This window comes from Dyadobacter flavalbus (genome assembly GCF_006149045.1).
GTDB classification, from domain to species: domain Bacteria; phylum Bacteroidota; class Bacteroidia; order Cytophagales; family Spirosomataceae; genus Dyadobacter; species Dyadobacter flavalbus.
On record NZ_VBSN01000023.1, the window covers coordinates 1 to 13,520 of the forward strand.

Annotated in this window: 15 protein-coding genes; 7 read left to right on the plus strand and 8 right to left on the minus strand. The window is 43.1% G+C overall.

The annotated features are described in order from the left end of the window. Positions 1 to 4 precede the first annotated feature (4 nt). Positions 5 to 91: an IS3 family transposase gene (locus tag FEM33_RS26960; RefSeq protein ID WP_374756416.1), complete on the plus strand. Its 87-nt coding sequence runs from the start codon at positions 5 to 7 to the stop codon at positions 89 to 91. Positions 92 to 218: 127 nt separating this feature from the next. Here FEM33_RS26960 and FEM33_RS03650 read toward each other — a convergent pair whose 3' ends face one another. Further along, complete coding sequence (locus FEM33_RS03650) at positions 219 to 896, minus strand: cell division ATP-binding protein FtsE (protein ID WP_374756419.1); 678 nt, start codon at positions 894 to 896, stop codon at positions 219 to 221. A gap of 26 nt (positions 897 to 922) precedes the next feature. After that, positions 923 to 1,579, minus strand: coding sequence for a fructose-6-phosphate aldolase (gene fsa / locus FEM33_RS03655; RefSeq protein WP_138281959.1), 657 nt, complete (start codon positions 1,577 to 1,579; stop codon positions 923 to 925). A 280-nt stretch (positions 1,580 to 1,859) separates the two neighbouring features. On the opposite strand from fsa, the gene FEM33_RS03660 reads away from it, so the two are divergent. Together FEM33_RS03660 and FEM33_RS03665 are read left to right on the plus strand one after the other, a co-directional pair. Beyond that, the gene (locus FEM33_RS03660) at positions 1,860 to 2,561 is read left to right on the plus strand and encodes a tetratricopeptide repeat protein (protein WP_139010754.1); all 702 of its coding nucleotides are present in this window, start codon (positions 1,860 to 1,862) and stop codon (positions 2,559 to 2,561) included. 93 nt (positions 2,562 to 2,654) lie between these two features. Then, positions 2,655 to 3,002 (plus strand): transmembrane 220 family protein, encoded by a 348-nt coding sequence (locus FEM33_RS03665; protein WP_139010755.1) that lies wholly within the window; start codon positions 2,655 to 2,657, stop codon positions 3,000 to 3,002. On the opposite strand, the gene FEM33_RS03670 is transcribed toward FEM33_RS03665, so the two are convergent. Continuing rightward, the gene (locus FEM33_RS03670; protein WP_139010756.1) at positions 2,992 to 3,759 is read right to left on the minus strand and encodes a biotin--[acetyl-CoA-carboxylase] ligase; all 768 of its coding nucleotides are present in this window, start codon (positions 3,757 to 3,759) and stop codon (positions 2,992 to 2,994) included. The two genes, FEM33_RS03665 and FEM33_RS03670, sit on opposite strands and share 11 nt — an antisense overlap. 44 nt (positions 3,760 to 3,803) lie before the next feature. On the opposite strand from FEM33_RS03670, the gene rsfS reads away from it, so the two are divergent. The 3 genes from rsfS (at position 3,804) to FEM33_RS03685 (ending at position 7,367) form a co-directional block, all read left to right on the plus strand. Further along, the gene (gene rsfS / locus FEM33_RS03675; protein ID WP_139010757.1) at positions 3,804 to 4,187 is read left to right on the plus strand and encodes a ribosome silencing factor; all 384 of its coding nucleotides are present in this window, start codon (positions 3,804 to 3,806) and stop codon (positions 4,185 to 4,187) included. Between the two features lie 73 nt (positions 4,188 to 4,260). Then, entirely contained in the window at positions 4,261 to 6,318 is a 2,058-nt protein-coding gene (gene ftsH / locus FEM33_RS03680) for an ATP-dependent zinc metalloprotease FtsH (protein ID WP_139010758.1), read from the plus strand. A gap of 101 nt (positions 6,319 to 6,419) precedes the next feature. After that, positions 6,420 to 7,367 (plus strand): aldose 1-epimerase, encoded by a 948-nt coding sequence (locus FEM33_RS03685; protein ID WP_139010759.1) that lies wholly within the window; start codon positions 6,420 to 6,422, stop codon positions 7,365 to 7,367. On the opposite strand, the gene FEM33_RS03690 is transcribed toward FEM33_RS03685, so the two are convergent. From FEM33_RS03690 to FEM33_RS03705, 4 genes are all read right to left on the minus strand, one after another. Continuing rightward, positions 7,364 to 8,497: a nucleotidyltransferase domain-containing protein gene (locus FEM33_RS03690; protein WP_161597063.1), complete on the minus strand. Its 1,134-nt coding sequence runs from the start codon at positions 8,495 to 8,497 to the stop codon at positions 7,364 to 7,366. The two genes, FEM33_RS03685 and FEM33_RS03690, sit on opposite strands and share 4 nt — an antisense overlap. A gap of 1 nt (position 8,498) precedes the next feature. Next, the gene (locus FEM33_RS03695) at positions 8,499 to 9,416 is read right to left on the minus strand and encodes a serine kinase (protein ID WP_229214074.1); all 918 of its coding nucleotides are present in this window, start codon (positions 9,414 to 9,416) and stop codon (positions 8,499 to 8,501) included. A 12-nt stretch (positions 9,417 to 9,428) separates the two neighbouring features. Further along, complete coding sequence (locus FEM33_RS03700) at positions 9,429 to 9,812, minus strand: lasso peptide biosynthesis B2 protein (protein WP_229214075.1); 384 nt, start codon at positions 9,810 to 9,812, stop codon at positions 9,429 to 9,431. A gap of 62 nt (positions 9,813 to 9,874) precedes the next feature. Beyond that, positions 9,875 to 10,141 (minus strand): PqqD family protein, encoded by a 267-nt coding sequence (locus FEM33_RS03705; RefSeq protein WP_139010762.1) that lies wholly within the window; start codon positions 10,139 to 10,141, stop codon positions 9,875 to 9,877. A 318-nt stretch (positions 10,142 to 10,459) separates the two neighbouring features. Here FEM33_RS03705 and FEM33_RS03710 point away from each other — a divergent pair, with 318 nt between their 5' ends. Next, positions 10,460 to 11,722 carry a BaiN/RdsA family NAD(P)/FAD-dependent oxidoreductase gene (locus tag FEM33_RS03710; protein WP_139010763.1) on the plus strand — a complete coding sequence of 421 codons (1,263 nt, stop codon included), beginning with the start codon at positions 10,460 to 10,462 and terminating at the stop codon, positions 11,720 to 11,722. Here the strand turns inward: FEM33_RS03710 and uvrC are convergent. Then, positions 11,691 to 13,499, minus strand: coding sequence for an excinuclease ABC subunit UvrC (gene uvrC / locus FEM33_RS03715; protein ID WP_139010764.1), 1,809 nt, complete (start codon positions 13,497 to 13,499; stop codon positions 11,691 to 11,693). The genes FEM33_RS03710 and uvrC overlap by 32 nt on opposite strands. Positions 13,500 to 13,520: the final 21 nt, after the last annotated feature.

Below are 13,520 nucleotides of genomic sequence, written 5' to 3' on the forward strand. Positions count from 1 at the left end.
TTATATCAACTACTACAACAAAGACAGGATCAGGCTTAATTTAAATGGAATGAGCCCGGTACAATACCGAGCTCATCACACTAATCGTTAATTCTTAAACTCGTCCAACTTTTGGGGTGCAGTCTAATGCTGTTCCGTGCTTCTTCTTTTATATTTAAATCAAAAACTTCTTTATCTAAAAGCCAATTCCTGAAAGCTAATAGCCAAAAGCCAGCCAATCAGCCTTCTACAACGCTTCCGTTTTCACATTTTAAAACGCGTGCCGGATAACGTTTCAGAAAATCATGATTGTGCGTTGCCATCAGAATGGCGGTTCCGGCATTGTTGATCGTCCTGAAAACCTGCATAATTTGTTCACCAACTTCCGGATCAAGGTTTCCCGTTGGCTCGTCGGCAATCAGGATTCTCGGTTCGTTCAGCATGGCGCGTGCAATAACCACACGCTGCTGCTCGCCGCCGGAAAGCTGATGCGGCATTCTTTTCTGAGCCGTTCCCAACCCGACCTGCATCAAAACTTCTGCAATACGTTTCGCAATTTTCGCCTGCTGTTTCCAGCCGGTTGCACGCAGAACAAAAGAAAGGTTATCCTCAACAGAACGGTCGGAAAGCAACTGAAAGTCCTGAAAAACAATTCCGATGCGCCGGCGGAGAAAAGGAATGTCGGCACGCTTGATATTATGAAGTTCATAACCGGCAACTTTGGCAGATCCGGTATGCAGCCACAAATCGGCGTACAGGGTTTTGAGAAGTGAACTTTTACCGCTTCCGGTACGGCCAATCATATACACGAATTCGCCGTTTTTTATTTCAAAATGGACATCGTTCAGAACAGGCCGCTCACCTTGATAAATATCTGCCCTATCCAGTACAATAATTGGCTCTGTTGACTCAATCATGTTAATTCAAGAAAATAATTTCTAGACTAGGAATTTCCCTTATTATAATCTGCAAGGAATTTCTCCAGACCAATATCCGTCAGCGGGTGCTTCAGCAATGCCTCCATTGCGCTCAACGGGCCTGTCATTACGTCTGCTCCTACTTCTGCACACTGAATGATATGCATCGGGTGGCGAACGGAAGCTGCAAGCACCTGCGTATCAAAACCGTAATTTCTGTAAATGGTAAGAATCTGTTCAATAAGCCCGATTCCGTCCGTGGAAATATCGTCGAGACGGCCAATAAACGGAGACACATACGTTGCGCCTGCTTTGGCAGCCAGCAATGCCTGTCCTGCAGAAAAAATCAATGTACAGTTGGTACGTATGCCTTTGGAGGAAAAATATTTCAAGGCTTTTACGCCTTCTTTGATCATTGGAATTTTTACTACAATTTTATCATCTATTTCAACAAGTTCTTCTCCTTCACGAATCATTCCTTCAAGATCAACTGAAATAACTTCTGCACTTACGTCGCCATCCACAATATCACAGATTGCCTTGTAATGACGCATAATGTTGTCCTTGCCGCTGATTCCTTCCTTGGCCATTAACGAGGGATTGGTAGTAACGCCATCCAGCACGCCAAGCGCTTGTGCTTCCCGGATTTCGTGCAGGTTAGCCGTATCAATAAAAAATTTCATATAGGGAATTGATTGTTTTGAATATTCACAAAAGTAGAAAACCCTGGCCAAAAGCAAAAAGAATGAGGATAATTGAAGGGGAAGGGCATAAAAAAAGGCAAACCGAGAATCTCACCGCATCGACCACCTACCCTTGCTTCCGTCAGGACCTGGGGGATTCGGAAGGAGCTGGTAGTTCCGATTTGCCGCTGCAAAGATAAAGACATTTTATTGACAAAAAGAAAACAATCGTTTCATCTTTCGCTTTACTTTTGTGCGAATCAATTAGAAATGAAGCCATATGCCCCGATTATTTTTTTTATTTTTTTTAATTTCCCTGTTTTCCTGCTCCGAATCTGCCGATGCTTTCCTCCAAAAAGCCAAGGAACTGATGCATGAAGGGAAATCCCGTGAAGCCATCGAATACATTAACAAAGCCATTGAAAAAAGTACGGATAATGCCGAGGCTTTCAATCTGCGCGGCGTAGCATATTATGAACTGAAAGAATACCCGAGTGCCCTGCTGGATTTCAATCAGGCCATCAGAATACAGCCAGATTCCTATCGCCCTTACTTTAACCGCGCTTTGCTGTACACCGATGAAAACCGCCTTGATTCTGCCTTTGCGGATTACAGCAAATCGGCTGCGCTGGCGCCGGATACCGCCGATATTTTCCTGAACAGAGGCCAGCTTCTGGTTTTGATGGAGAAAAATCAGGAAGCCATTGCTGACTTTGAAAAAGCTACCAAACTGGATGAAAACAACAAACAGGCATGGTATAATCTCGGAAACACTTATTACCGCAGCAAGGATTACACAAAAGCAGCACTGGCTTTTCGCCAGACGGTAAAACTGGATGCAGCGTACAGCAAGGCATTTTACGGCCTCGGACTTGCGCAATGGAATTCCGGCGAAAAGGATCTTGGCTGCATAAACCTCAAACAGGCTGCAAACCTGGGCTATGCCGATGCTGCCGGGGCAATTGCGCAGTTTTGTCAATAAAATTGTGGAAAAATAACTCGCAAATGATTAATAATTGTTACTATGCGGCTTATTACAACAGCATCCATTTTATACATTCAACAAGTTTGAACAATGAGATTCTTCAAAATATTTTTCGGAATTGTATTTGTAATTTTTGCTTATCTTCAGTGGAACGATCCCGATTCCGGCATTTGGATTGCCACCTACAGCTTTGCCGCACTGGCCTGTTTTATGAGCATCCGGGATTTATGGCCCAACTGGGTTTTTTACGTACTTGCCGCCGGTTATCTCGTTGCCGCCATCCTGCAATGGCCGCCGGAATTTGAAGGTATTTTCTTTGGTGAAACCGCCATGCGCAGCCTGAACATTGAACTCGCCAGAGAATCACTCGGGCTGGGAATGTGCGCTCTGGTTATGGCCGTTATCGGAAAGTGGGGCCAAAGTCCGGTTATTGAATAATCCATTCGATTTCTTTCAATCCCAGTTCCAGTATTTCAGGTTCGTTTTCCAGTTTCACCATGATTTTCCCAATGGCTGTAACGCCGGTTACCGTTCCTTTTACAATTCGGTTTTGGTAGTTGAATGTCACGGTTTCATTGTAACCGTACAAGTGGCTGAGGTATTCCTGACGCAGGTCATTGTGTCTCCGCAATGACTTCATTTTCTGATAATAGACATCCAAAAATGTTAGAACTTTCTGAAACTCTTCCGTCAGCACAAACGAATTCCCTGTTTCTCTGGAAAGTGATGTAGCATTGCTGTTTTCAAATTCGATCTGATTCACATTCAGGCCAATCCCGACTATGGAACCGGCTATTTTAGTCCCTTGAATCGAGTTCTCGATCAGTATGCCGCATACCTTCCTGTTATTTACATAAATATCGTTCGGCCATTTTATTTTCACATGTTCGACATACTGGCTCAGATAAGCTCTGATTGCCAAAGCAATAACCTGACTGATCAGGAACTGCTCTGAAATAGTTATAAACGACGGAGCAAGCATTACTGAAAAAGTAAGATTCTCACCCGAACTGGCCTGCCATATGGTTCCTCTTTGTCCTTTTCCTTTGATCTGATTATCCGTTATGACAATTGTCCCTTCCGCGAATAAACCTGCGTGCACTATTTCAGCCGCAATGTCGTTTGTAGAGTGACAACTTGGCAGATATATAACTTTTTTACCAATTATTAAGGTATCCTGTATAGAGTTGTACAATTTTTTTGCTTTACTTTAGGGTTTAGAAAAGGATTTAACTACGAATGAAAGAACGTAAAAATAAAGAACTATCATCAAAAGATCTCTCTGAGCTGGTAGCAAAAGGAATGATTGAAAAGAAAGGCTTGGATATTGCAATTCTTGACCTAAGAAACGTAAAAAACTCAATAACTGATTTTTTTGTAATCTGTTCGGGTAATTCTGATACCCAGATTGATGCATTGGCAAACTCGGTTGAAGACGAAGTTTATAAAATATCCAAAACAGAGCCCTGGCAGAAGGAAGGCAAGGCGAATGGAGAATGGATTTTGATTGATTATGTGGACGTTGTAGCTCACATTTTCAATAAAGACCGCCGGAAACATTACGATCTTGAAGAACTTTGGGGAGATGCGGAAGTAACATACCTGGAAGAATCCATGGTATAAATCACGGGCATGATGAACATTCATTATGCCCGGAATGTTGTTTAATATATTTCCTCTTAATTAAATACACAGAATGTCTGAAAACGATAACAAAAGAGGGCCGCTCAGTCCTAAAAGTCCTCAAAAAGGATATCAGGGCTGGATTATAGCCGCTCTGATTGCCACCATACTTGGAATAACATACCTTAACAGAACCTCAACCATCCGCGAAACGACTCAGAAGCGCTTCGAGAAAATGATGGCTGACAAGGAAGTGGAACGGGTAACCATTGTCAATGATAAGTCAGTGGAAGTTACGCTGAAACCCGAAGCGCTGAAACAGGATAAATACAAAGTTGTTGCAAAAGAAAATAATTATTTCGGCGGCGAATCTGTATCCCATTATCAGTTTCAGGTAACCTCGGCAGAAACTTTCAAGAAAGATTTTGACAAGATGCAGGAAGGTGTCCCCGACGACGATAAAGTGCCGTTTGTAGTGGATACGCGCAATGACTGGACCAGTTTTCTCGGAACCTGGGGCTTTTTCATTGTCATGATTCTGGTGATGTATTTTATTCTTGGCAGAATGTCGGGCGGAGTTGGGCCTGGCGGTCAGATTTTCAATATCGGCCGTTCCCGCGCTACTTTGTTTGATGCTGAAAATAAGGTTAAAATAACTTTTAACGACGTTGCGGGTCTGGATGAAGCAAAAGAAGAGATCAAGGAAATTGTAGAATACCTTCAGAGTCCGGATAAATTCAAGAAACTGGGTGCTAAAATACCGAAAGGTGCTTTGCTTGTAGGCCCTCCGGGAACCGGTAAAACTTTGCTTGCAAAAGCTGTTGCCGGTGAAGCAGGCGTTCCTTTTTTCTCACTCTCAGGTTCTGACTTTGTAGAAATGTTTGTGGGTGTCGGAGCAGCACGTGTACGGGATTTGTTCAAGCAGGCGAAGGAAAAAGCACCTTGTATCATATTTATTGACGAAATTGATGCGGTAGGCCGTTCCCGCGGAAGAGGTGCCATGCCGGGCTCCAATGATGAGCGCGAAAATACGCTGAACTCTTTGCTGGTTGAAATGGATGGTTTTGCCACGGATTCCGGTATTATTATTGTTGCCGCAACCAACCGTCCTGACGTACTCGATCCTGCTTTGTTGAGACCGGGACGCTTTGACCGTCAGATTTCAGTTGACAAACCGGATGTTATTGGCCGTGAAGCCATTTTCAAAGTGCATTTGAAACCTTTAAAACTGGCTACTGACGTAAATATCCAGAAGCTTTCTTCGCAGACTCCGGGTTTTGCAGGAGCGGAAATCGCGAACGTCTGTAATGAAGCTGCCCTGATTGCAGCACGTCGTAACCGTGAAGAAGTAACCATGCAGGATTTTCAGGATGCCATGGACCGTGTGATCGGTGGTCTTGAAAAGAAAAACAAACTGATTTCTCCCGAAGAGAAAGAAATAGTTGCTTATCATGAAGCCGGCCACGCAGTAGCGGGATGGTTCCTAGAACATGCCGATCCTTTGGTTAAAGTATCTATTGTGCCTCGTGGTGTTGCTGCATTGGGTTATGCACAGTATCTGCCTCGCGAACAGTATCTGTACCGTACAGAACAGCTTTTTGATGAAATGTGCATGACACTTGGCGGACGTGCAGCAGAAGACGTTGTGTTCGGCAAGATTTCCACAGGTGCATTAAGTGATCTGGAAAGGGTTACGAAAGTAGCTTACAGCATGGTGACCATGTACGGAATGAACGAACGTATCGGAAATATTTCCTATTACGATTCCAAACAGAGTGATTATGCGTTTACAAAACCATATTCCGAATCAACTTCGCAGGCCATTGATGAAGAAGTAAGAAAACTGATTGATCAGGCTTATCAGTTTGTTAAAAATCTTTTAAGTGACAAACGCGACAAACTGGAAGTACTGGCCAAAGAATTACTTGAAAAAGAAATTCTGTTTCAAAGTGATCTTGAAAAACTGATTGGCAAAAGGCCGTATGAGAAAGAAACCAGTTATCAGGCTTATATCAATCGCAGATCGCATGAAGAAGCTGCCATTCACGAAGAAGTAGTAAAGCATACGCTTGAAAAAGAGCATAAAGAAGAAGAAATGGCAGAAGCTGAAAAAAGCGCTTCTGACGATTAATTTCTAATTGAATATTCAAAATAAAGCCGGATAAGTTGATTCTTGTCCGGCTTTTTATTTTAGATATGCACTATATTTACTGACCTTAACTTTCATTAAAAATGGCATTTGAAATATTTGAACAGCAATTTGGCGATCTGAAAGAACTTGTAGTTCAGGATTCAGCAACAGGAAACAGGTTTGTCATCATGCCGGAACTTGGCGGGATTGTACGGCAGCTTTCTTTACTAAAAGATGAAACCCTTTTTTCCGTTCTGAAAACACCTGCTACGCCGCACTTGCTTGCTGAAGATTCCAGAAGTGCCAGTGAATTGCTGTTCCCTTTTGCAAGCCGTATTCCGGATGGGAAGTACAGATTTCTGGGGAAGGATTATGAACTGGATAAAAATGAAGATGGAAACTTAAACGCCATTCATGGGCTTGTTCGAAAAAAGCCGTTTCAAATAGATGAGCAAACCATTGAGGATCAGTACGCATTGATTAAATTGTCATTTCACCTCAAGGAACTGAAAGGTTATCCCTTTGAACTCCACTTTTCCATTACATACAAACTGGATGCTGCCGGAACATTTACATTGAAATACGAAGCTGAAAATAAAGGCACTTCTCCGGCACCTGTTATGTTTGGCTGGCATCCGTACTTTCTGCTGGGAAATGAATCCGTCGATGCCTGGAAAATCAACATTCCTTCCGATGAGATCGTAGCATTTGACTATAATTCAATTCCGACCGGCAAAGAACCATTTAAAGTGCACATGCCAACTTTGCTTTATAAAAAGGCCTTTGATAACTGCTTTGTTATCAATGCACAAAACGGCACTGCAGTTACTCAGCTTATTTCTGAAAACCAGGATGTAACTTTGAATATCCGTCAGGAAACAGGGGAAAAGAAATTTAACTTCCTTGTCATTTACACTCCTCCGGCAAGAGACTGCGTGGCAATAGAGCCTTTAACTGCAAACGTTAATGCATTCAATTCCGGCGAAGGACTGAATGTTGTTGCTCCGGGAAATCATGTCGAAGGTACAATTCAGGTATTTCTGACTTAAAACCGGTTTTTACGGTACCAGATTATTTTATGCCAGATAAGCTGCAAGTTGGAAATATACAATAAATGGGCCGCGATAATGGAGAACCTGATTTTCCAGTTATCGCGGTATTGTAAATTGTACAGCAAAATTCTCCACGATTTGGTTTTAATGGCCGGACGCTCATTTTCCCAGTGACTGATCATATTCCGGAAAAATGAAGCCGAAGGTGAAAATGGTGCTTCTGGATTCAGGTACTTAAGATAATCTTCCGCAGTAATGATATTGACCGCATTCAAGGATTCAAGCAGAAGGCGGTTAAAACCTTTTTTTCTGGCTGTTTCAGAAATGTAGTTCCAGTCAAGTTTGTCTGCATACAAGCGCAGTAAACGAATAAAATCAGCCATGTATTTCAGTTTGTCCCACTGCTCAACGCCTCCGTGATGAATCATCATCATCAGCAGCTGATTTTCCATTCCTGGTATTTTGACCAAAGCTCCTGACATGCTGAACTCGGTCATGTCACTGGCTATTTCGGTCCAGGAAAAATGATAGCAATAACGGGGATAACTACAATCCCACTGAATTTCAAGGGATTGTAAAATATTTTCATTAATCGGATTCAATGGAAGCTGATAATCGGTATTCAGATACTGCCTGGCAACTTGCATTCTGCTCAACAAGTAACTTCGGTAATGATCAGGTTCGAAGCCGTTATCCGATAATATTTTCAGACTTTGCTTGATGCTGTCTTTATCAATGAAGAAATCAATATCGCCAAATTCCCTGTTTCCGGGTTTGTCATAAAGCATCCACGCCCACAAAGCGCCTTTCATCAGAAATGCAGGAACATGGTTTTCAATAAGTTGCTTGTATAATTTAAGAGAAACACCCAGAAAAGCCATATTGGTTACGGCCTGGCCAAGACTGTATTCATGAAGCGATTGAAGATTTTTTTTCGGAATGCCTTCCAGCTTATTTTGCTGAATGTAGTCAAAAAGCAATGGCCTGACTTGGTGCCAGTTTGCCAGCTTGGCCAGCCTGTCCCAGTGCACAGGTCTTTTATAAATACCAAAGGAAAGATCGTGCGTTATATGCAATGCAGCCTTGATCAGATGCGATAGTTCCGGCGAAATTTTGATTTTCTGCATATTAACCGGCATTTGATTGTTCCGGAATGTTTTCCAGAACCCATTTTTCCAGATTACTGAATCCGTCCGGTCTCTTTTTTCGCCACATTTGTGCAGATTTTGCACATTGGAAACTTTGCAGAAAGTGCCTTTTCAGTGCTTCATTGGACAGCAACTGAACGGGTAGAGGAAAATTTTTCAGCATTTCTGTCGGAATTTCAGCAGCAGTCAGCATTTGCAGTGCTTTTCGGTTTCTTGCTTTATGAAGGAAAAAAACCTGACCCAGTTTAACCGGATCGTGCAAAAAACCCGATTTTGGCTGATAGGAAAATTTGTTGACCCCTTCGCTTACAGGCTGTAATCCGGATTTATCGTAATCAAGTCCTTTTACTGTATTATTCCAGATTTTGAGCTGCGGATAAGCCGGGATAACAAAAGGCAGCCCCTCATTGCCAAAATGAATGGCCGTCAGATCGTCACTTAACAGCTTACATCCGGCTTTGATAAACGCGGCGGCAGTTGTCGATTTTCCGGCACCGGGCGCACCCATAAAACACCATGCTTTATCTCCTACCTGAACAGCACTGGCATGTAGTAAAAAGTAATTCTTCTGAAACAGAATTAGTCCAAGCGCTTCACTGACGGTAAAGAGACTGAGAAGATTCGGATCTTCACAAAATGGCATGATTGTAAGAAACTTCCCGGAACTTGCCTTGAACCCGGCTATATTTTCCCAGTGCAAATACAGATTTTCATTCTGATCTTTTCCAAAATCAGCTTTGACCCCTCTTCTGTGAATCTGTGTTGATTTCAGCTTTGGAAACCCAAATTGCGCAACATGAATGTGAAGATCGTAATCTGCGGTTGTTTTTACTTCACTCAGTTCCGGCAGCCGGATTTCGGAAAATATATTCAGGCCGTATGCAATATAGGAATACATGTGTGTCAATAGTTATGTCCAGGCCCAGAGACGATGATATGAAACCGATTCGGGCCACTTGCCCATGATAACGGTTCCGTTGTTTTCAACCCATGCATGCGCTTCAAAATGCTTTGCAGGATTTACTTCTATGCCGATCTCAAGCGTCAGAAACGGTGCCTTTCGCAGCAGGTATTTGGTAGCAAGTGCACGCGGCAGACAAAGCAGCTCAAATGGCAGCAGGTTGGCCGCCGTATCCACAGCCCAGACGGTGAGTTCAATCTGCTGCTGTGAAACTTCCTTTACTGTGCTTGTACTGGTAATCCAATGGAATACTTTCCGGAAGGCTGCAAACGGCAATAATGCAAGGCCGGCTTTGATCAGGGAAAGGCATATAACCGATTTGAGAAAGATCACCTTTCCGTTATAGCTCAGATTTTTCCATCTGTTTATGAATTTACCCGATTTGCCCAAAGTGACTATTTAATAATTTCAACCAGTTTCTCAGACATCAGATCTTTAAGCAGCACATCAACATCGTTTTTACATGTTTCTGTGTCTACATCATATTCATTAATAATGACTTCACAAAGTGCATCCATTGTCTGCGGCCCTTTTTCAAGTGTATCCCAAATCAGGACGCCCACTTCATCAAGCCCGTAATAAGCGCCTTTGCTATGGTTCAGTATGACCGTTTCACCCGCAACTTTGGACGAAATCTGATCTGATGTCAGCTGATATTTCATGATTCCGGATTATTCTTATTTGAAAACTACCGTTTTCTGTATCTTACAAAGTTAAAAATTTTAATAACTTCCTGTTAAACTTTATTCCCTGCGCCCAATGTTATGCAGCACAGCAATCAGTCAGAAAAGCGGAATATCCTGAAAGAAACTGCAACATTAATCACAAAAAACCAGTTAATGTCATAACAATCAGGATGGCTTGCAAGAAATTCTCCCATGGCGGCAGTTGAAGTACAAAAGGTGCATTTCAATTTTCAGATGAATTTGGAACTTTTATAACCGGCATGTCTTTTTCATCATGATTTTAAAAGTTGTTTCATGCAGATTGCAATAGTTGGCGGAGGCGCTTCCGGATTTATGGCAGCCATCAGCGCCGCAGAAAATTACCCGGATGCAAGGGTTCTTATTATTGAGAAAAACAGGACGGTACTTAATAAAGTCAGGATTTCCGGCGGCGGAAGATGTAATGTCACGCACAATCCGTCTGACTTGCGGTTCTTTATAAAGAATTATCCGAGAGGAGAAAAACTGTTACGCAAGCTTCTTGGCCGTTTCGATGCTGCCGCAACGATCAGCTGGTTTGAAAAGCGCGGAGTAAAATTGAAAACAGAACCGGACGGACGCATGTTTCCGGTTTCCGATTCTTCCCAAACGATTATTGATTGCTTTCTAAAAGCAGCCAGGAATGCGAATGTTGAAATTCGTACAAGCGTTTCAGTAAAGTCATTTTCAAAGATCACAAATGACACGCAGCAGGGATTTCTATTGTATACCGACCAGAATGAAACCATCTATGCGGACCGCCTGCTGATTGCAACAGGTGGTTATCCGAAACCTGAAGGATTTGGCTGGCTCCGATCGCATGATCACGAAATTGTTTCCCCGCTTCCTTCCCTTTTTACTTTTAATACGCCGGATAATGATTTGCTTCCGCTTGCAGGCGTTTCCGTTCAGGATGCGCTTGTAAAAATTTCCGGTACAAAGCATGAATGGCGCGGGCCGCTGCTGATTACGCATTGGGGATTCAGCGGGCCGGCAGTTCTGAAATTATCAGCCTGGGGCGCACGTGATCTGGCGGAAAAAAATTATCATTTTACATGCAGGATAAACTGGCTGCCGGACTTCAACGAGCAACAGGTTCGTGAAATCCTGATTCAGGAAAAAGTCAAAACGCCCAGGCAGCAGATTACTTCGCATGCAAGGTTCGGCATTCCGCTGCGCCTATGGAAGGCCTTTGCAGAAAAAGCGGAAATCAACGAAAACTTGCGCTGGTCGGAAGCGACCAACAAATCATTGAATAAACTAACGGAACTGCTGACAAACAGTCAGTTTGAAGTAAAAGGAAAAACGACTTTCAAAGAAGAATTTGTTACTTGCGGGGGAATTTCCCTAGCTGATGTAAAGCCGGAAACACTGGAAAGTAAAAGTGTTCCCGGATTGTTTTTCTGCGGCGAAGTGCTGGATGTAGACGGCATTACAGGCGGTTTCAATTTCCAGAATGCGTGGACGACCGGCTATATTGCAGGCTTGCACATCGGCGCTGAAAACGTTATTGAGCCATTGCATCAAAATAAGCTCTGACCTTCTTTGCACGGTCAAGTCCGATCAGTTCTGTGAGCGTTTCCACTGAACTTTCCCGTATTCCGCGTACAGAACCAAAATGTTTCAGCAGCTTGGCTGCAGTTACTTTTCCCACTCCGTTGACGTTTTCCAGCTCACTGATCAGGCTTCCTTTGCTTCGCTGGTCGCGATGGAAAGTAATGGCAAACCGGTGCGCTTCATCGCGGATCTGTTGAATCAGTTTCAGCGATTCCGATTTTTTGTCAATGTACAAAGGCAATGAATCTTCCGGAAAATATATTTCTTCCAGTCTTTTTGCAATACCTATGATCGGGACCTGGCCATAAATTCCCAGGCTTTTCAATGCATCGCAAGCTGCTCCGAGCTGCCCTTTGCCGCCGTCAATAACAATCAGGTCCGGCATGGGCTGTTCTTCTGCAATCAGCCGCAGATAACGACGTCCAACGACTTCGTTCATGGAAGCAAAGTCGTTCGGGCCGATAACCGTTTTGATATTAAAATGCCTATAATCCTTCTTAGACGGTTTACCGTCTTTAAAGCAGACCATTGCCGAAACAGGATTCGTACCCTGGATATTGGAGTTATCAAAGCATTCAATATGCCGCGGAAGCGTTTTCAGCTGCAAATCCGCTTTCAGTCTGATCAGAACACGGTCTTTTTTAGATGAAGTTGCGGTATTTTCCACTTCTCTCCTTTCCGCTTTTTCCCTGCGGAAATACATCACATTTTTCATGGACATATCCAGCAGTTTTTTCTTGTCACCGATTTGCGGCACGGTAATTTCCAGCCGCATTTCAAGATCGGGTTTCAGGTTTGAAATCAGCTCTTTAGCTTCGGAGCCGTAAGTAGCACGCATTTCCACGATCATCATGGCCAGTATATCCGCATCGCTTTCGTCCAGCTTTTTCTTAACTTCAATGGTTTGCGCAGCAACCATATAACCCTGTTTTATTTTCATAAAATTCAGGTAAGCCGCTTCTTCGTCCGAAACAATGGTAAGCACATCGATATTTCCGATCCTTGGATTGATAACCGTAGCCTTGCTCTGGAAATTGGAAAGATGCTCGATTTTGGTTTTCCAGGAATGTGCCTTTTCAAATGCCATCTGTTCCGCTGCTTCAAGCATTTTTTCCTTGAAATACTGCTGAGGCAAAGACAGATTTCCTTTTAAAATATGATGAATCTGTTCAATTTCCGCATTATACTCCTTTTCACCCTGCAAACCTTCGCACGGGCCTTTGCAGTTGCCGATATGATATTCCAGACAAACCTTGAATTTCTTAGCTTCAATATTTTCCTTGTTCAAAGGAAGCTGGCAGGACCTGATCTGATACAAGGATTTGAACATGTCCAGCAACGTGTACATGGATCGCAGATTTGCAAAAGGCCCGTAAAAAGTACCTTTTTTACGATCGAGGTTGCGCGTCGGGTAAACGCGTGGAAAAGGCTCATCCGTAACGCAGATGAACGGATACGTTTTATCGTCCTTGAGCAGGATATTGAACTTGGGCTGAAGCTGTTTGATCAGCTGATTTTCGAGCAGCAGCGCATCCCATTCACTTAATACAATGGTATATTCAATACGCCTGATCTGACTGACGAGACGCTTTGTTTTACGGTCATGCTGATTGGATTTCAGAAAATAACTGGAAACCCGGTTACGCAGACTTTTGGCTTTGCCGACATATATAACTTCTCCGGTTTCATCAAAATACCGGTATACACCGGGCTCAAGAGGAATTTTGGAAAGTTCTTCTTTATAATTGAATTCAGACATTTAATTTTTGATTGTCTGGAC